Source organism: Mesorhizobium sp. B2-8-3 (assembly GCF_006440815.1).
Taxonomy (GTDB): domain Bacteria; phylum Pseudomonadota; class Alphaproteobacteria; order Rhizobiales; family Rhizobiaceae; genus Mesorhizobium.
Map to the genome: position 1 here is coordinate 358,526 of NZ_VFTW01000002.1, position 18,735 is coordinate 377,260.

At 63.5% G+C, this 18,735-nt stretch carries 17 protein-coding genes and 1 other RNA gene; 12 read left to right on the forward strand and 6 right to left on the reverse strand.

Annotation, left to right across the window (positions count from 1 at the left end):
• Positions 1-61: 61 nt before the first annotated feature.
• An RNA gene (gene ffs, locus FJ418_RS04590) (signal recognition particle sRNA small type) lies at positions 62-158 on the reverse strand.
• Positions 159-346: 188 nt separating this feature from the next.
• Between ffs and FJ418_RS04595 the strand changes: the two genes are divergently transcribed.
• Genes FJ418_RS04595 through FJ418_RS04605 form a run of 3 tightly spaced genes read left to right on the forward strand, consistent with a single transcriptional unit; the run spans position 347 to position 2,073 of the window.
• Positions 347-766 carry an HIT family protein gene (locus tag FJ418_RS04595; RefSeq protein ID WP_140782238.1) on the forward strand — a complete coding sequence of 140 codons (420 nt, stop codon included), beginning with the start codon at positions 347-349 and terminating at the stop codon, positions 764-766.
• Between the two features lie 52 nt (positions 767-818).
• Entirely contained in the window at positions 819-1,760 is a 942-nt protein-coding gene (nudC, locus tag FJ418_RS04600; RefSeq protein WP_140863869.1) for an NAD(+) diphosphatase, read from the forward strand.
• 10 nt (positions 1,761-1,770) lie between these two features.
• A complete protein-coding gene (locus FJ418_RS04605) occupies positions 1,771-2,073 on the forward strand; it encodes a Dabb family protein (RefSeq protein WP_140833762.1) in 303 nt (100 codons plus the stop codon).
• Between the two features lie 276 nt (positions 2,074-2,349).
• Here the strand turns inward: FJ418_RS04605 and FJ418_RS04610 are convergent, their stop codons facing one another.
• The gene (locus FJ418_RS04610) at positions 2,350-3,213 is read right to left on the reverse strand and encodes a prephenate dehydratase (RefSeq protein ID WP_140782240.1); all 864 of its coding nucleotides are present in this window, start codon (positions 3,211-3,213) and stop codon (positions 2,350-2,352) included.
• Positions 3,214-3,236: 23 nt separating this feature from the next.
• Entirely contained in the window at positions 3,237-3,965 is a 729-nt protein-coding gene (locus FJ418_RS04615; protein WP_140863871.1) for a 3-deoxy-manno-octulosonate cytidylyltransferase, read from the reverse strand.
• A 193-nt stretch (positions 3,966-4,158) separates the two neighbouring features.
• On the opposite strand from FJ418_RS04615, the gene FJ418_RS04620 reads away from it, so the two are divergent.
• The 7 genes from FJ418_RS04620 to FJ418_RS04650 all read left to right on the forward strand — a co-directional run bounded on the left by FJ418_RS04620 (position 4,159) and on the right by FJ418_RS04650 (position 13,634).
• Positions 4,159-4,848, forward strand: coding sequence for a cytochrome c family protein (locus FJ418_RS04620; protein WP_140863873.1), 690 nt, complete (start codon positions 4,159-4,161; stop codon positions 4,846-4,848).
• A gap of 157 nt (positions 4,849-5,005) precedes the next feature.
• A complete protein-coding gene (locus tag FJ418_RS04625; protein ID WP_140863875.1) occupies positions 5,006-6,886 on the forward strand; it encodes an extracellular solute-binding protein in 1,881 nt (626 codons plus the stop codon).
• Positions 6,886-8,763, forward strand: coding sequence for an extracellular solute-binding protein (locus FJ418_RS04630; RefSeq protein ID WP_140863877.1), 1,878 nt, complete (start codon positions 6,886-6,888; stop codon positions 8,761-8,763). Before FJ418_RS04625 ends, FJ418_RS04630 begins: the two co-directional genes overlap by 1 nt.
• Before the next feature lie 30 nt (positions 8,764-8,793).
• Positions 8,794-9,888: a microcin C ABC transporter permease YejB gene (locus tag FJ418_RS04635; protein ID WP_140645383.1), complete on the forward strand. Its 1,095-nt coding sequence runs from the start codon at positions 8,794-8,796 to the stop codon at positions 9,886-9,888.
• Positions 9,888-11,027, forward strand: a complete 1,140-nt coding sequence (locus FJ418_RS04640) for an ABC transporter permease (protein WP_140863889.1) — start codon at positions 9,888-9,890, stop codon at positions 11,025-11,027. The genes FJ418_RS04635 and FJ418_RS04640 overlap by 1 nt, the downstream gene beginning before the upstream one ends.
• On the forward strand, positions 11,024-12,652 hold the full coding sequence (locus FJ418_RS04645; RefSeq protein ID WP_140863892.1) for an ABC transporter ATP-binding protein: 1,629 nt from the start codon (positions 11,024-11,026) through the stop codon (positions 12,650-12,652). Before FJ418_RS04640 ends, FJ418_RS04645 begins: the two co-directional genes overlap by 4 nt.
• Positions 12,653-12,692: 40 nt before the next feature.
• Positions 12,693-13,634: a glyoxylate/hydroxypyruvate reductase A gene (locus FJ418_RS04650; RefSeq protein WP_140863893.1), complete on the forward strand. Its 942-nt coding sequence runs from the start codon at positions 12,693-12,695 to the stop codon at positions 13,632-13,634.
• Here FJ418_RS04650 and FJ418_RS04655 read toward each other — a convergent pair.
• From FJ418_RS04655 to FJ418_RS04665, 3 genes are all read right to left on the reverse strand, one after another.
• Positions 13,631-14,161 carry an AAA family ATPase gene (locus tag FJ418_RS04655; RefSeq protein WP_140863895.1) on the reverse strand — a complete coding sequence of 177 codons (531 nt, stop codon included), beginning with the start codon at positions 14,159-14,161 and terminating at the stop codon, positions 13,631-13,633. The genes FJ418_RS04650 and FJ418_RS04655 overlap by 4 nt on opposite strands.
• 93 nt (positions 14,162-14,254) lie before the next feature.
• Positions 14,255-14,596, reverse strand: a complete 342-nt coding sequence (locus FJ418_RS04660; protein WP_140863897.1) for a hypothetical protein — start codon at positions 14,594-14,596, stop codon at positions 14,255-14,257.
• A 73-nt stretch (positions 14,597-14,669) separates the two neighbouring features.
• The gene (locus FJ418_RS04665) at positions 14,670-15,614 is read right to left on the reverse strand and encodes a methyltransferase domain-containing protein (protein ID WP_140863900.1); all 945 of its coding nucleotides are present in this window, start codon (positions 15,612-15,614) and stop codon (positions 14,670-14,672) included.
• A gap of 227 nt (positions 15,615-15,841) precedes the next feature.
• On the opposite strand from FJ418_RS04665, the gene FJ418_RS04670 reads away from it, so the two are divergent.
• Both FJ418_RS04670 and FJ418_RS04675 read left to right on the forward strand, forming a co-directional pair.
• Complete coding sequence (locus FJ418_RS04670) at positions 15,842-16,852, forward strand: ligase-associated DNA damage response exonuclease (RefSeq protein WP_140864081.1); 1,011 nt, start codon at positions 15,842-15,844, stop codon at positions 16,850-16,852.
• A 241-nt stretch (positions 16,853-17,093) separates the two neighbouring features.
• A complete protein-coding gene (locus FJ418_RS04675; protein ID WP_140863902.1) occupies positions 17,094-18,695 on the forward strand; it encodes a cisplatin damage response ATP-dependent DNA ligase in 1,602 nt (533 codons plus the stop codon).
• Positions 18,696-18,735 lie beyond the last annotated feature (40 nt).

Genomic DNA, 18,735 nt, shown 5'->3' on the forward strand with positions numbered 1-18,735 from the left:
CTACGCATAGTCTCGCCCGCACGGCTCGGGGCCGTCAATGTCGCGGGAGAAAGGCGAAGAGGTGGGAGGCTGGAACAATGACCCGTTCCGGGCTCGTTAGGGCTGCTTCCTTCCGGACCTGACCCGGTTGGCGAGTGGATCGTCCACCACCAACCTCCCGCGTTCCATATCGGCAATTCGGCGGCGAAATGCAAGGGCCGAGCCGGAACCCATGACCACATCGAAGGCGGAAAGTCCTTCAAATCGATGGCGGCGGTCAATGAATCGCTTGCAGCCACCTTGCCGCCGCTCTAGCGTCCCGGGTTTGGAAAATGCTTACAAAATAACAAAAGTGAAGGAAACGCCGATGCTGCCTGGCCTCGAGGCCGGATTCACGCTGGACGCCCGGCTGGAGGCGGACAGCGAGCAGCTTATGTGGCTTGGCCTTTGCGAGCTCAGGCTGATGAACGACAGCCGCTGGCCATGGCTGGTGCTGGTGCCGCAGCGGCCGGGCGTGGAAGAAATTCACGACCTGACGCCGCTCGACCAGGCGATGCTCACCTTCGAGACCAATATGGTGGCGCAAGCGCTGAAGCGGGTGACCGGCTGCACCAAGATCAACACTGGCGCTTTGGGCAACATCGTGCGCCAGCTGCATGTCCATGTCGTCGCCCGCTCCGAGGGCGATCCCGGCTGGCCGGGACCGGTCTGGGGGCACGGCATGCGCGAGCCCTATCAGCGCTCCGATATGAGGCGGTTTGCCGAAACGATCAAGGCAGCGCTATAAGCTGACCAGTGTCCATTCCGCACCCCCGAGTCCTCAGCCCACCCGAGTCCCCATGAGCTTTCGCCTGTTCGACGCGCCCTTGCGCGAGCCCAGTCAATTCGTCGGTTTCGCCGGCAACCGGATCGACCGGCAGTCCGAGAACCGCGCCGACGACGCGGTCGAAAAAGCGCTGGCCGACCGGACCGCGCGGCTGATGCTGATGCATGCCGGGCGGCTTTACCTCAAACTCGACGACGGCACGTTCGACCCCTGGTTCAAGGCCGATGAAAGCCAGGCCTTCGAGGTTTCGCTCGGCCAAGGCGTGCTGCTCGGCTTTTCCGAGGAAGGCCCCGTGCTGGCGGCGCCCGCCGGCGTCGAGCCGGAAAAGCTGCCCGAGACGATCAAGGCGATCGACTACCGGTCCGTCTATATGCAGGGGTTGGTCGACGAGGCGGCGGCCGGCGCGCTGGCGCAAGGCGCGGCGCTGCTCGCCTGGCACGCCAGCCATGCCTTCTGCTCGAAATGCGGCAACCGCTCGGAAATGCGGGCCGGCGGCTACCGGCGGCATTGCCCGGTCTGCGGCACCGACCATTTCCCGCGCACCGACCCGGTGGCGATCATGCTGACGGTGACGCACGAAAAATGCCTGCTCGGGCGCGGCAAGCATTTCGCGCCGGGCATGTATTCCGCGCTTGCCGGCTTCATCGAACCGGGCGAGACGATCGAGGCGGCGGTGCGGCGCGAGACGCTTGAAGAGGCCGGCATCCGGCTCGGCCGCGTGGTCTATCACGCCAGCCAGCCCTGGCCGTTCCCCTATTCGCTGATGATCGGCTGCTTCGGCGAGCCGCTCAACGAGGATATCCAGGCCGACCTCAACGAGCTGGAGGACTGCCGCTGGTTTTTCCGCGACGAGGTGCGCACGATGCTGGACAGGACGCATGCCGACGGCTTGATTACACCGCCGAAAGGGGCGATCGCCCATCACCTCATCCGCGCCTGGGTCGACAGCGAATAGGAGCAGAAGAATGATCCGTCACACCGTCGTGTTCACGCTGAAGCACCCGCTGCAGTCGCTGGAGACGAAGCGCTTCCTCCACGACGCGAAGAAGATCCTGACCGGGATCAAGGGCGTCGCGCATTTCGAGCAGCTGCGGCAGGTGAGCCCGAAGAACGACTACCAGTTCGGCTTCTCGATGGAGTTCGCCGACCAGGCGGCCTACACGCGCTACAACGAGCACCCGGACCATGTCGCCTTCGTGCGCGACCGCTGGGTGCCCGAGGTCGAGACGTTCATGGAGATCGACTACGTGCCGTTGGGATTTGGCTGAGAATGGGTTGAGTGCAAACGTCGGAGATTGGCGAAGGCCTTCGTGCTTCGTCATCCACAGGCGAAGCAAGGAGCGAAGCGACGCGCGCAGACCCGAGGATCCATGCCGTGACTTCGACGCGTTGCGACGGTCCAGAATTCTGCTCCGCTGCGCTCTACGATCAAGGTTACGGAATGGATCCTCGGGTCTGCGCTCCGCTTCGCGTCGCTCCGCCCGTGGATGACGAAGTCGCGAAGGCTCCCCCAATCTCGAAGGTCGTGAGCTCCGACTAACCGGTCAATCCGCCACCTTCCACTCATCACGCGAGGCGCTGGCCGGATAAACACCCAGGATGCGCATCTCGCGCGAGAAGAAGCGCAACTCGTCCAGCGCCAGCTTGACCAGCGGATCGTCCGGGTGGCCCTCGATGTCGGCGTAAAACAACGTCGCGGTGAAGGCGCCGAGCTGGTAGCTTTCGAGCTTGGTCATGTTGATGCCGTTGGTGGCGAAGCCGCCCATCGCCTTATAGAGCGCGGCCGGCACGTTGCGGACACGGAAGATGAAGGTGGTCATCATCTTGGCGTCCGGCGCAGGACGTTCCACCCATTGCTTGTTCTTGGTCAGCACGACGAAGCGGGTGACGTTCGAATCGGTGTCCTCGACATTCTTCTCGATGATATCGAGCCCATAGAACTCCGCGGCCAAAGCCGGCGCCAGCGAGGCCATGGTGCGGTCCCGGACCTCCGAGACCATCTTGGCCGAACCCGCCGTGTCGCCGGCGATCACCGGCCTCCAGCCGTTCTTGCGGATATATTTGCGGCACTGGCCGAGCGCATGGATGTGGCTGTGCACGGTCTTGATCTCTTCGCGCTTCACCCCCGGCAGCACCATCAGCTGGAAATGGATCGGCAGGAAATACTCGCCGGCGATGTGCAGCTTCGATTCCGGCAAGAGGTGGTGGATGTCGGCGACGCGCCCGGCGATCGTGTTCTCGATCGGAATCATGGCGAGCTCGGCCTTGCCGGTCTCGACCGCGTTGAAAGCATCCTCGAAGGTCGGGCAAGGCAACGGTTCCATCGACGGGAACATGTTGCGGCAAGCCGTGTCGGAGTTGGCGCCCGGCTCGCCCTGGAAGGAAATTCTGTTGGTCTTTTCAGCCATGCCCCAAATGTCTCTATCTTGTCTCAGTTTGAAAGGATTTTTCGCGCCCGCTCGAGGTCGTCGGGGGTGTCGACGCCAAGCGGCAGCGATTTGACGATCTCGGCGTCGATGCGCATGCCGGCTTCCAGCGCGCGCAGCTGCTCCAGCCGTTCGCGCCGCTCCAGCGGCGACGGCTTGAGCGCCACGAAGCGTTCCAGCGCCGCACGGCGATAGGCGTAGAGGCCGATGTGGTGGTAGAGCGGCCCATCGCCCCAGGGCGCGGTGGCGCGGGTGAAATAGAGCGCTCTCAACCGTGTCGCCGAAAGCGGCGAGCCGACGATCTTGACCACGTTTGGATTGGTCTTCTCCTCGTCGCGCACGATCTCGACGCCGAGCGTGGCGATATCGACCGATTTGTCCTCAAACGGCCGCAGCGAAGCGCCGATTATCTCGGGATCGATGGTCGGCAGGTCGCCCTGGACGTTGATGATCGTTTCCACCTGCTTTTCGGGGTCGAGGGCCGTCAGCGCCTCGAAGATGCGGTCGGAGCCCGATTCGTGATCCGCGCGGGTCATGACAGCCTCGAAGCCATGCGCCCGCACGGCTTGCGCGACGGCTTCGGTATCGGTCGCCACCACCACGCGGCCAAGCCCGGCCTCGGCGGACCGGCGGGCGACGTGGACGATCATCGGCGCGCCCGCAATGTCGGCCAGCGGCTTGCCCGGCAGACGCGTCGAGGCCATGCGGGCGGGGATCAGGATCAAGGTTGACATCGGATTTCAGGGCGGCCGAAAAAAGCGGATGGAAAAGTGGCAAAAGGTCTCACTGGAAGCGCCCTTATAGGTGTTGCAACGCCTGAGCAAAAGACCTAGTTTCCGCCCGATTTGACTGGCCTTTCGAGGCAGTTCGCGATACCGACGGACGGAGTGGACGGGACGGTCCGCCGGAAAAGGGAGCAAGGGGCGTATGGATTCCAACGAAGTCAACAAGCTGCTCGGCGGATTTCTGGGAACCTGCTTCCTCGTCTTTTCCATAGGCCTCGTCTCGGACGGATTGTTTGCCTCGCCGGCGCCCGAAAAGCCCGGCTTCGCCATCGAAGCGCAGGAACCGGCCGAAGGCGGTCCGGCTGCTCCCGCGGCGGAAGCCAAGCCGATCGCCGACCTGCTCGCCACCGCCAATGCCGAGGCTGGCGCCGCGATCTTCAAGAAATGCCAGGCCTGCCATTCCGGCGAAAAGGGCGGTCCGAACAAGGTCGGTCCGGATCTCTGGGATATCGTCGACCGCCCCGTCGCCGAGCATGAAGGCTTCGCCTATTCGGCCGGCATGAAGGATTTTTCGAAAGGCGGCCAGGAGCACTGGACCTACGACAATCTCAACCACTTCATCACCTCGCCGAAGAAGTTCGTGAAGGGCACGGCGATGGGCTTCGCCGGTCTGCCGAAGGATGAAGACCGGGCCAATGTGATCGCCTATCTGCGCACGCTGTCGGACAATCCGAAGCCGCTGCCGCAGCCGGGCGCTTCGGCCGAGGCCAAGCCCGCCGAAGGCGCCAAGCCGGCGGAAGGCGCCGCACCCGCGAAGCCCGCGGAAGGCGCCGAGCCGGCCAAGCCGGCCGAGGGAGCCGCTCCGGCCAAGCCCGCGGCGCCCGCTCAATAAACAATTTGTCGCAGAGACTTCCTTGGAAAAGCCGGGTTCGTCCCGGCTTTTCTGTTGGGAAAGCTGCATGGGCGGCGACAAAGGCGGCACTTGCGGTTCCCACCGGCGTCAAATGATCTAGATTGCGGGTGAGCAAAGTTCGCGACGAGGAGAACGCATGAAGGTTGGCCGCTTCCGCACGCTTTTCGCATCGGCGTTCGCGCTCGCCTTCGCCGCCAGCCTGCAGGCCGGCTTCGCCGATGAGTGGCACACGACGTCGTCGCTGATCGGGCCTTCAAAATACGGCGAGAATTTCCAACGTTACGACTACGTCAATCCCGATGCGCCGAAAGGCGGGACCTACAACTCCGTCGTCACCGGTACGTTCGACAGCTTCAACCCCTATATCGTGCAGGGATCGCCGGCCGCAGGGCTGGTCGGCTTCGGCGGCGGGCTGCTCTACGACACGCTGATGGACCAGGCGACCGACGAGGGCAGCGTCAGCCACCCGCTGGTCGCCGATGCCTACAAATACCCTTCCGACTATTCGTCCGCCACCTACCGGCTCGATCCGCGGGCAAAATGGCATGACGGCCAGCCAATCACCGTCGATGACGTGATCTGGTCCTTCCAGGTGCTCAAGGCCAACAGCCCACAATACAGCCGCTATTTCGAGAACGTCACCGACGCTGTGGCGATCTCCGACCATGAGGTCGAATTCCATTTCAACCAGAAGGGCAACCGCGAGCTGCCCAAGATCCTCGGCGATCTCGTCGTTTTGCCGAAGCACTGGTGGGAAGGCACCGATGCCAGCGGCAAGAAGCGCGACATCACCAAGCCGACGCTGGAGCCGCCGCTGGGCTCGGCCGCCTACAAGATCGCCAGCTTCAAGCCGGGCTCGGAGATCGTCTGGCAGCGCGTGCCGGATTATTGGGGCGCCAAGCTGCCGGTGAAGATCGGCCGTGAGAATTTCGACACCCAGCGCTTTACCTACATACTGGACGACAACGCCGCCTGGCAGGCCTTCACCAAGGGCGGGCTGGACGACATCAAGCCGGAAAACAGCTCGAGACGTTGGGCCACGGCCTATAATTTTCCCGCCATCAGCGCCGGCGACGTGATCAAAAAGGAATTCAAGACCACCTCGCCGGAGCCGATGCAGGCTTTCATGCTCAACCAGCGCCGGCCGCTGTTCCAGGATCGCCGGGTGCGCGAAGCGCTGACCTATCCTTACGATTTCGAGACGATGAACCGCACGCTGTTCTTCAATTCCAACACGCGCACGACAAGTTATTTCCAGGGCACGGAATTGGCGTCGAGCGGGCTGCCGCAAGGCAAGGAGCTCGATATCCTGGAGAAGTATCGAGACAAGCTGCCGCCTGAATTGTTCACCCAGGAATTCAAGCTGCCGGTCTATGACTCGCCGCAGGCGGAACGGAAGTATCTGAAGCAGGCGGTGGACCTCTTCGCCCAGGCGGGCTGGGTGATCAAGGGCGGCAAGATGGTGAACGCCAAGACCGGCGCGCCGTTCAAATTCGAGATCCTCGGCTGGAACGATACCGATCAGGTCATCGCCAGCCCCTGGATAGCCAATCTGCGCAAGATCGGCGTCGATGCAACGCTGCGGATCATTGACCAGACCCAGTACATAAACCGCGTCAATAATTTCGATTACGACGTCATCACCAGCCAGTTGCAGCAGTCGGAATCTCCCGGCAACGAGCAACGTGATTTCTGGAGTTCGAAGGCTGCCGATTCGCCCGGATCACGCAATTATTCCGGGATAAAGAATCCAGTCGTCGACGCCCTCGTGGACCGCATCATCTTCGCCACCGACCGGGACGACCTTGTCGCCGCCACTCATGCGCTCGACCGTGTCCTTCTGTGGAACTACTACGTCGTTCCGCAATACTATCGCGCGGTGATCTGGCTGGCCTATTGGAACAAGTTCGACATGCCTGAGAAGCAGCCCACCTACCGGGGCGCGGATATCGATTCCTGGTGGATCGACCCGGTGAAGGAAAAGGCGCTGGCCGCCAAGTACAAGGGCCTCAATTGATGGAGCGGCGGACTTTGCTCCCTCGCCGCGACTTCCTGGCGCTCGGCGCCGCAGCCACGGCTGCCGCGTTGCTGCCCGGCCGAGCTTTTGCCGAGACCCCGACCGGCGTCAAATTGCATGGCCTGTCGGCCTTCGGCGACCTGAAATACAAGCCCGACTTCACGCATTTCGACTATGTCGATGTCGATGCGCCGCAAGGCGGCACCTTCAACTTCTCCCCGCCCAACTGGGGCGCCAACCAGAGCCCGCAGACCTTCAACACGCTGAATTCGTTCGTCGCCAAGGGCGATTCCCCGCAGCGCATGGAAATGTGCTTCGATTCCCTGATGGTGCGGGCGCTCGACGAACCGGACGCAGTCTATGGGCTGATCGCCGAGAGCGTCACGATCTCGGACGACCGCAACGGCTTCACATTCTCGCTGCGCCCGCAGGCGCGCTTCCATGACGGCACGCCGCTCACCGCCGACGATGTCGCCTTCACCTTCAAGCTGCTGAAAGACAAAGGGCATCCGGACTACGCGCTGTCGCTGACGCATCTGGATGACGCGGTGGCGAAGGACACCCATACGGTCGAGTTCAAATTCTCCGGCAAGCAGTCGGCCCGCACCATCATCAACGTGGTCGGGTTCCCGATCCTTTCGAAGGCCTTCTTCACGGCTAATCCGTTCGATTCCTCGCAGCTCAATCCGCCGCTCGGCTCTAGCGCTTATAAGGTCGGGCGCTGGTCGGCAGGCGCCTGGATCGAATATGAGCGCGTGGCCGATTATTGGGGCAACGACCTGCCGGTCAATCGCGGCCAGAACAATTTCGGGCGCATCCGCATCGAATTTTACCAGGACCGCACGGCCGGGTTCGAGGCCTTCAAGAAGGGCGAGATCCTCTACCGCGAGGAATTCACGTCGCGCGTCTGGGCGACGGCCTACGACTTTCCAGCCTTCACCGCCGGCAAGGTGATCAAGCATGAGTTCCCCGCCGAAACCACGCCTTCCATGCAGGCCACCGCGGTCAACCAGCGGCGGGAGCAATTCAAGGATCCGCGCGTGCGACAGGCGATCGCGCTCTGCTTCGATTTCGAATGGACACGGCGCAACTTCTTCTATGGTTCCTATGAGCGCTCGCAATCCTGCTTCGAAAAATCCGACTTCCGGGCCGCGGGCATGCCAACGCCGCAGGAGCTGGCGCTGCTGGAACCGCTGCGCGACCAGCTGCCACCGGAGACATTCGGCGAAGCGGTGACGCAACCGCCGACCGACGGTTCAGGGCGGGACCGCAAGCAACTGAGCGCGGCACTGAAATTGCTCGCTCAGGCCGGCTGGAAACGCTCCGGTGACTTCGTGGTCAATGACAAGGGCGGGCGGCTGTCCGCCGAATTCCTGGTCGACGACGAGACCTTCGTGCAGGTCTATTCGCCCTGGGTCGCCAACATGAAAGCCATCGGCATCGATGCCTCGATCCGCCTGGTGGATTCGGCACAGTACCAGCTCAGGCAATCGACATTCGATTTCGACCTGCTCTCGGCCGCCTTCAATTTCAGCGCCACGCCGACTCGCGACGATCTGGAAATTTTCTTCCACTCGCGCAGCGCCGCCGTATCGGGCTCGCGCAATCTGTCGGGCATTGCAAGCCCGGCCATCGATGCGTTGATCGATGCCGTCGGCGCCGCCAAGGACCGTGAAAGCCTGACCACCGCCATGCGGGCCTTGGACCGGGCCTTGCGCGCGCGGCGCGATTGGATTCCAAGTTGGTATCTGGCGAATCACCGAAGCGCCTATTGGGACATGTTCGGCTTCCCCGAACAGAAACCTGATTTCGGCTTTCCGGTCGAAGCGCTGTGGTGGGTCGACAAGGGCAAGGCGGCAAAGATTGGCAAAGCCTGACATGAACGTTTGCGCGGGGCCAGACGCCTGATGGGCGCCTATATCCTGCGCCGCATTCTTCTCATGATCCCGACGCTGTTCGGCATCATGGCGATCTCCTTCGCGGTCATCCAGTTCGCGCCGGGCGGCCCGGTCGAGCAGGTGATTGCACGGCTGACCAACCAGGGCGGCAACGACCGCCTCGGCAGCGGTGGCGGTGACGCCGGCGGCGGCAATTTCGACGTTGCCGGCGATGTCGGCTCGAAATATCGCGGCGCGCAGGGGCTCGATCCCGAATTCATCAAGAAGCTGGAAAAGCAGTTCGGCTTCGACAAGCCGCCGCTCGAGCGCTTCGGCATGATGCTGTGGAACTATAGCCGCTTCGATTTCGGCGACAGCTATTTCCGCGATATCTCGGTGCTGAACCTGATCCTGGAGAAGATGCCCGTCTCCATCTCCATCGGCCTGTGGATCACGCTTTTATCCTACCTGATCTCGATCCCGCTCGGCATCCGCAAGGCGGTGAAGGACGGCTCGACCTTCGACGTATGGACCAGCGGCGTCGTCATCGTCGGCTATGCCATTCCAGGCTTCCTGTTCGGCATCATGCTCATGGTGCTGTTCGCGGGCGGCTCGTTCTGGGACTGGTTTCCGCTGCGCGGTATCGTTTCGGACAATTGGGACCAGCTGTCGTGGCCGGGCAAGATCGCCGACTATTTCTGGCACATGACGCTGCCGCTGACGGCGCTCGTGCTTTCGGCTTTCGCGACGACCACCCTTCTCACCAAGAACTCCTTCCTTGAAGAAATCCGCAAGCAATATGTGGTGACGGCGCGCGCCAAGGGGCTGTCGGAGCACAAGGTGCTCTACGGCCACGTCTTTCGAAACGCCATGCTGATCGTGATTGCCGGCTTCCCCGGCGCCTTCATCTCGGCCTTCTTCACCGGCTCGCTGCTGATCGAGAACATTTTCTCGCTCGACGGCCTCGGCCTGCTCGGCTTCAAGTCGGTGATCGACCGCGACTATCCGGTGGTGTTCGCCACCCTCTACATCTTCTCGCTGCTTGGCCTGTTCGTCGGCCTTTTGTCCGACCTGATCTACACCTGGGTCGATCCGCGCATCGACTTCGAGCGGAGAGACATCTGATGGCCGAGGCCGCGATCGAAAGCGCGCCAGCGCGGCCTCGCAGGCCATTTCTGTCGCCGCTCAACCAGAGGCGGTTGCAGAATTTCAAGGCCAACCGGCGCGGCTACTGGTCGCTCTGGATCTTCCTTTTGCTGTTCGTGCTGTCGCTGTTTTCCGAGCTGATCGCCAACGACAAGCCGATCGTCGTCTCATACAAGGGCGAGATCCTGTTTCCGGTTCTGGTCGCCTATCCGGAAGAGAAGTTCGGCGGTTTCTACGCCGTCACCGATTATCGCGATCCGGTGATCCAGGACGAGATCAATTCCAATGGCTGGATGATCTGGCCGCCGGTTCGCTACTCCTACCAGACGGTCAACAACGCCATTCCGGAACCGGCACCGGCAAAACCGTCCTGGCTCTACGACAAGAAGACGCGCTGCAGTCAGTACCCGAAGGGAGAGGCCGACGAGAACTGCGTCGTCGGCAACTGGAACTGGCTGGGCACCGACGACCAGGCGCGCGACGTTCTGGCGCGCGTGCTCTACGGCTTCCGCATCTCGGTTCTGTTCGGCCTGATCCTGACGCTCGGCTCGTCGCTGATCGGCGTCGCGGCCGGCGCGGTGCAGGGCTATTTCGGCGGCTGGACCGACCTCCTCTTCCAGCGTTTCATCGAGATCTGGTCGGCGATCCCGGTGCTCTACCTCCTGCTGATCGTCTCGGCCATCCTGCCGCCGGGCTTCTTCATCCTGCTCAGCCTGATGCTGCTGTTTTCATGGGTGGCGCTGGTCGGCGTGGTGCGGGCCGAATTCCTGCGCGCGCGCAACTTCGAATATGTCAACGCGGCGCGGGCCCTCGGCGTGCCGAACCTCACCATCATGTTCCGGCACCTGTTGCCGAACGCCATGGTGGCGACGCTGACCTTCCTGCCCTTCCTGCTCTCGGGCTCCATCTCGACGCTGACCTCGCTCGACTATCTCGGCTTCGGCCTGCCGCCAGGCTCGGCCTCGCTCGGCGAGCTGCTGAAACAGGCGCAGCGCAACCTCAACGCCCCCTGGCTCGGCATCTCCGGCTTCATCGTCATTTCGCTGATGCTGTCGCTGCTGGTCTTCATCGGCGAGGCGACACGCGACGCCTTCGATCCGCGCAAGACGTTCGAATGAGCGAAGCCCTGCTGTCCGTCCAAGATCTGAGCGTCGCCTTCGCGCAGGGCGGCAAGCAATCGATCGCCGTCGACCATATCTCATTCGACATCGCCAAAGGCGAGACGGTTGCCCTGGTCGGCGAATCCGGCTCGGGCAAATCGGTCTCGGCGCTGTCGGTGCTGAAGCTCCTGCCCTATCCCGCCGCCAGCCATCCCTCGGGCAAGATCCTGTTCGGAGGCGCCGACCTGCTCGCCATGAACGAGAAGGCGTTGCGCGGCGTGCGCGGCAACAAGATCACCATGATCTTCCAGGAGCCGATGACCTCGCTCAACCCGCTGCATACGATCGAGCAGCAGATCGTCGAGGTGCTGCAGCTGCATCAGGGCATGCGCGATCAAGCTGCCCGCGCCCGCACGCTGGAGCTGCTCAACGAGGTCGGCATCCGCGATCCGCAGAAACGCCTCGACGCCTATCCGCACCAGCTCTCCGGCGGACAGCGCCAGCGCGTCATGATCGCCATGGCCTTGGCCAACGAGCCGCAGCTTTTGATCGCCGACGAACCGACGACGGCGCTCGACGTCACCGTGCAGGCGCAGATCCTCGAATTGCTGGCGAAGCTCAAAGCCCGCAAGGGCATGTCGCTCCTGTTCATCACGCACGATCTCGGCATCGTGCGCAGGATCGCCGACCGAGTCTGCGTCATGACCAAGGGCAAGATCGTCGAGAGCGGCCCGACCGGGGAAATCTTCGCCAATCCGCGGCATGACTATACAAAGCATCTGCTGGCGGCAGAGCCGAAGGGCAAGCCGCCCATGGCCGACCCGAGCGCCAAATCCGTCATGACCGGCAAGGACATCAAGGTCTGGTTCCCGATCAAGAAGGGTTTCTTCCGCAAGACCGTCGACCATGTGAAGGCGGTGGACGGCATCGACGTCACGGTGCGCGCCGGCCAGACGCTGGGCGTGGTCGGCGAATCCGGCTCGGGCAAGACGACGCTGGGCTTAGCGCTCGCCCGGATGATCTCCTCGACCGGCACGATCAATTTCAACGGACGCGACATCAACCAGCTCTCCTTCAGCGCCATGCGGCCGCTGCGGCGCGAACTGCAGATCGTCTTCCAGGATCCGTTCGGATCGCTCAGCCCGCGCCTGTCGGTCTCGGAGATCATCGAGGAAGGGCTGAAGATCCACGAGCCGAAGCTCTCGGCTGACCAGCGCGACGACAAGGTGGTCGCCGTGCTGAAGGAGGTCGGCCTCGATCCCGAGACGCGCCACCGCTACCCGCACGAGTTTTCCGGGGGTCAGCGCCAGCGTGTCGCCATCGCCCGCGCCATGGTGCTCAACCCGCGCTTCGTCATGCTCGACGAGCCGACCTCGGCGCTCGACATGAGCGTGCAGGCGCAAGTGGTCGACCTTCTGCGCGGCCTTCAGGCCAAGCACAATCTCGCCTATCTCTTCATCAGCCACGACCTCAAGGTGGTCCGCGCCCTTGCCAATGACGTCATCGTCATGCGCAATGGCCAGATCGTCGAGGCGGGACCTTCCGCGCAGATTTTCAGCAGCCCGCAAACCGACTATACGCGGGCGCTGATGGCGGCGGCCTTCAAGATCGAGACGGCACCGACCGGCGTGGTCAGCGAGTAATCGGACCCGCACCGGCGAAACAGGGAAGAAAAATCCGCAAATGGAAAAAGGCAAAGTCCTGCTTGCCCTCACGGGCATCCACCCGCAGCGCTGGCATGAGTTGCTCTCGGCCGAGCGCGAGGTCGTGCTGGAGCCAAACGGCGCCAACGATCCGTCGATCACCTATGCGGTGGTGTGGAAGCAGAAGCCCAACCTTCTCAAGTCGCTGCCCAATCTGCGCGTCATCTTTTCGATCGGCGCCGGCGTCGACCACATCTTTGCCGATCCCGGCCTGCCAGACGTGCCGATCGTCAGGATCGTCGCCGACAATCTCACCCAATACATGACCGAATATGTGGTGTGGCGGGTGCTCGACCATCACCGCCAGAGCATGCTCTACCGCGGCCAGCAGGCGAAGAAGACCTGGCACGAGCCGCCGCAACGGCCGGCCGGCGACATCTCCGTCGGCATCATGGGCTTCGGCCATCTCGGCCGCGCCGCGGCTTCGGTGCTGCTTTCGCTCGGTTTCGCCGTCAATGGCTGGTCGCGCAGCGAGCGGCCGATGAAGGGCGTTTCGACCTATGCCGGCGAGGCCGGGCTGATCCCGTTCCTCAAGGCCACCGACATCCTGGTCGTGCTGTTGCCGCTCACGCCGCAAACCCAAGGCATCGTCAATTACGGGCTGCTCAAGGAACTGCGCCGGCGCAACGGGCTTGGCGGCGCCGTGCTGATCAATGCCGGGCGCGGACGCCTGCAGAAGGACGCCGACATCGTGCGCGCGCTGGACGACGGCACGCTGAAGGAAGCAAGCCTCGACGTGTTCGAAGTCGAGCCGCTGCCGAAGACCAGCCCGTTATGGAGCCACCCGAAAGTGTTCGTCACGCCGCATGCGGCGGCGACCTCGGACCCGGCCCATCTGGTACCGATCATGCTTCGCCAGATGGCCGCCTTCGAGCGCGGCGAAAAGCTGGACAACCTGGTCGACCGCGAAGCGGGGTATTAGTCGGGAGTCAAACCCCATTCCCGGAAGCACTGTTTGATCGCCCGCAGCGAAGACAGTTGCAGTTTCGGCAGATCGATATCTTCGAACATTGCCCGGTATTTCCGTCGGTTTCGCTGCGTGGTGACGGCGATGTGGTGGATCATGTCCCATTTGACGCTGTCGCGCCCGCCTTCCAGGGCACCAAGCCTGCCGGTCTCGAACAGCGTTCGCCGAAAGTAGCGCAGCAGGCTCATGGGCGTGGAGATATCCAGCAGAATAAGGCCGGTTGCCCGCCGGAAGCGTTGCGGCATGCAAACTGAATAATTTCCGTCTATCACCCAGCGCTCGCCGGCGATGGCTGCATCGTGCAGGGCAATGAATTCGTCCCTTGGACGCTGCTGCCAATCCGTATTGGGCAGGTGAAAGAGCTGATCGAGGTGAACGGCTTCCAGGCCGCGCTTGCGGGCGATCGCATTGGCAAAAGTGGACTTGCCGCTGTTGGACGGTCCCAGGAGGCAGATGCGGTTGCCGAGATCCGAGAGATTCATAGCGGCCTTCAAACACGAAAGCTCGACGACCCGACCGATCGCAAAGCGGAATATCGAATGTCAGGAAGGCTTCGAGCCCGGCAGCCCGAATGTCTACTTCTTCTTCGGCTTGCCGCAGTCGCGGCGGTCGATCGAGCGGTTCATGGCGTCGATCTCGCCGCTCGCCCTGTTGCTGTCGCGCGAAGCCTTGGAGCGCATGTCCGGCGTGAACGGGCCGAAGCCCATCGCCGGATTGGAGAAGCTCGGTTTGGCGGTGACAGGCAGATTGTTCTGCTGCGCCAGTTGATTGCGCTGCGCCAGCAATTGATCGCAAGGCACATCGTCATACTGCAATGAGGATTGGACGTCCTCGTCCTGACGCTCGGCCATCGACGTGCCGCCGACACATCCGGCCACCGCCAGGCAGGACGCCAACGCAATCATGATCCAGCGCATGGATATCTCCTCGTGGTATCCGCCCCGCGCAACCCGGACCATGCCATTCAGGCTTTTTCGCAGCAAGGTCGACTCATGCCGTTGCCGGATTCCCCGCCTCGGCAGCTGTAGCAGGGAAGCCAGCCACGATGGCCAGGCCCTCGACGGGATCGCGCCGGTCGTGACGGATAACCATGCTTTCCAGCGACAGGACCGAAAGCCCGTTGGCACAAAGCACGTGCCGCGCATAGGCCTCGGAATGGGCATAACGCCGTGACGGCAAAAGGGCGAAATCGCCGCCGCCGACAAGCGTCTCGAGCGAAAAGGCGAATATGCCGCCATCGGCAAGCATGTTCGCAACCGCGCCGACGATACGGTCGAGCGCGCCGACATAGATGAACACGTCGGCGGCGACCACGAGGTCGGCTCTGTCGCCGGTGTGAGAGAAATGCTGAAGGTCGGCCTTGGCCAGCAGGTCGTAGATGCCCTTGGCCCTCGCCTTTCTCAGCATGCCGGCCGAGATGTCGTAGCCCTCCAGCCGGTCGACGAAAGGGCGCAGCCTTTCGCCCATCAGGCCGGTGCCGCAGCCAAGGTCGAGTGCCAGCCGGAATCGGCCGGGCCTTGCCTTGCCAATGGCGGGCCCGAGAAAATCCGGCAGCCCGTAGCCAAGCTTGCCGACAAGCGATTCCTCGAAACTGTTGGCGTAGTGGTCGAACAAGGTCTCGACAAAGGCGCTGGGCGGCGCCGCCGCGGCGGCCGCCTTGCCGATCAGCTGAAGCTTGAGCGCGGCGCCCAGGCGATCCGCGGGGTCCAGCTTCAGCGCCATGGCCCAGGCTTGCGCGGCCTGGTCGGGCAGGCCGGCCGCTTCCTGCATCTCGCCGAGGCGAAACCAGCCGGCGGCCCAGCGCGGCGCCAGCTCCAGCGCGCCAAGCAAAAGCTCCGCCGCCTGCGCAGGCTCGCCCGAGGCGAGAAGCATCTCGGCGAAATCGGCGCGACGGTCGGCATTCAAATCGCCCGACGAGGCCTGGAACGGTTTCATTCGGTGAAGAATCCCACCGGCGAGGCGGGCCGGCGGCTGGCTCCATAGCATGATCCCGAACCAAGGTCAGCGAAGCAAAAAGTGGGAACCGGTTTTCGGAGAGAGATCATGCTCCAACAAACAGGATCGTGATGGCGTTTCAGCGGAACGCGATTGCGATCCAGGACGAGTCAGCAGTCTCTTGCAACGGGCTTCCCGCGGCAAAATTAGCTACTATGTTCAAAGCCATGCGCGCCAGCGACCTGCTCAAATCCCGGCCGGAGGGCCTCTACTGCCCGCCCGGCGATTTCTTCATCGATCCGGTGCGGCCCATCGAGCGAGCCCTGATCACGCACGGCCATTCCGACCATGCGCGATCCGGCCACCGTTCGGTGCTTGCGACGCAAGAGACGCTCGACATCATGGGACTGCGCTATGGCGAGGATTTCGCCGGAACGACGCAAGCGGCAACTCTCGGTCAGACGATCGACATCAACGGCGTCGCCGTCACCTTCCATCCGGCCGGGCATGTACTGGGCTCGGCGCAGATCTGCGTCGAGCATGGGGGCATGCGCATCGTCGCCTCCGGCGACTACAAGCGACAGAAGGATGCGACCTGCCTGCCGTTCGAGCCTGTCCGCTGCGATGTCTTCATCACCGAAGCGACCTTCGGCCTGCCGGTGTTCCGGCATCCGCCCGACCATGAGGAGATCGCGCGCGTGCTCAAATCGGCGGCGCAGTTTCCCGAACGCTCGCATCTGATCGGCGCCTATGCGCTCGGCAAGGCGCAGCGCGTGATGCGGCTGTTGCGCGACGCCGGCTACGACAGGCCGATCTATATCCATGGCGCGCTGGCCAAGCTCAGCGAATATTATCAGAGCCAGGGCATCGATCTCGGCAGGCTCGAGCCGGGAACCGTGGAGAGCGGCAGCAAGGCCGATTTCGCCGGCGCGATCATCGTCGGGCCGCCATCGGCCTTCGCCGACCGCTGGGCGCGGCGTTTTCCGGACCCGATCTCCTGCTTCGCCTCGGGCTGGATGCGCATCCGCCAGCGCGCCAAGCAGGGCGGTGTCGAGCTGCCGCTGATCATTTCCGACCATGCCGACTGGGACGAGCTGATCATCACCATCAAGGAAACGGGGGCGGAGGAGATCTGGGTGACGCATGGCCGCGAGGAGGCGCTGGTGCGCTGGTGCGAGCTGGAGGGCATTGCGGCGAGGCCGCTGCATCTGGTGGGGTATGAGGACGAGGGCGATTGATGGCGATTCTTGATGCGGGAATTGGCAACGCCGCGATCCTTCACACCCCCCTCTGGCCTGCCGGCCATCTCCCCCGCAAGGGGGGAGATCGGATGTCGCGACGGCTTTCGCCAATCATCGACATTGCAGGATGTGCGGCAGGGCCGAAACTGCCAATCTCCCCCCGTGCGGGGGAGATGGCCGGCAGGCCAGAGGGGGGTGCCTCGCGCCGGCTTTCGCCATTGGCGGGGCGCACATCCCCATGAACCGCTTCGCCGAGCTCCTCGACCGTCTGGTGCTGACGCCGTCGCGCAACGGCAAGCTGACGCTGCTCACCGATTATTTCCGCAGCGTCGAGGACCCCGATCGCGGGCTGGCGCTGGCGGCGATCACGGGCGATCTCAACATCGCGGCGGTGAAGCCGGCTATGCTGCGCGCGCTGGTGGTCGAGCGCATGGACCCGGTGCTGTTCGGCTACTCCTACGATTATGTCGGCGACCTCGCCGAGACCGTGTCGCTGGTCTGGCCGCAACCGCAAGGGCATATCCCCAATCATGTGCCGACGCTTGCCGAGGTGGTCGGCAGGCTGCAGGCGGCGAGCCGTTCCGACGGGCCGAAGGTGCTGTCACGGCTGCTCGACGACGCCAGCATCTCGGCGCGCTTCGCCATCATCAAGCTGGTCACTGGCGGCCTGCGCATCGGCGTGTCGGCGCGGCTCGCCAAGCAGGCGCTGGCCGACCTCGGCCAAGTCGACGTAGCCGAGATCGAGGAGCTCTGGCACGGTCTGGCGCCGCCCTACACCGAGCTGTTCGCCTGGCTGGAGGGCCGGGCGGAAAAGCCGAGGAGCGCCGCACTTGCGCTGTTCCGGCCGGTGATGCTTTCCAATGCCGTTGGCGACAACGACCTCGAAAAACTCGATCCGGCCGATTATGCGGCGGAATGGAAGTGGGACGGCATCCGCGTGCAGGCAGTGTGCGAAGGCGGTGTGCGCCGGCTCTATTCACGCACCGGCGACGACGTGTCCGGCGCCTTTCCCGACCTCGCCGCGGCCATGAATTTCGAAGCGGCGCTGGACGGCGAGCTGCTGGTCGGCGACCCGCGCGAGGCGACCGGAACCTTTTCCGACCTGCAGCAACGGCTGAACCGCAAGAGCGTCTCGCCGAAGATCCAGCAGCAATATCCGGCGTTCATGCGCTGCTACGACGCGCTGCAGATCAATGGCGAGGATCTGCGCGCGCTGCCCTTCGGCGAGCGCCGCAAGCGGCTCGAGGCTTTCGTCCAAACCCTCGATCCCAGCCGCTTCGATCTCTCGCCGCTGGTCGCGTTTTCCGACTGGGAGACGCTGGAGCGGCTGCGCCAGGCGCCCCCGCATCCGATCATCGAAGGGGTGATGCTGAAGCGATGGGATTCGCCCTACCTTGCCGGCCGGTCGAAGGGCCCGTGGTTCAAGTGGAAACGCGATCCGCACACCATCGACGCGGTGCTGATGTATGCGCAGCGCGGCCACGGCAAGCGCTCGAGCTTTTATTCCGACTACACGTTCGGCGTCTGGTCCGGCCCCGAGGGTTCGGAAGAGCTGGTGCCGGTCGGCAAAGCCTATTTCGGCTTCACCGACGAGGAGTTGAGAGAGATCGACAAATATGTGCGCGACAACACGATCGAGCGTTTCGGGCCGGTGCGCTCGGTGCGCGCCGACCGCGGGAACGGCCTGGTGCTGGAGGTGGCGTTCGAAGGCCTCAACCGCTCGACCCGCCACAAATCGGGCGTCGCGATGCGCTTTCCCCGCATCTCGCGGTTGCGCTGGGACAAGCCGGCCGCGGAAGCCGATCGCATCGAAACGCTGCAGGCGCTGCTGGACGGCTAGGGACGACCCCTCGCCGGCGCCCCCTCGCCGGCAGATAGAG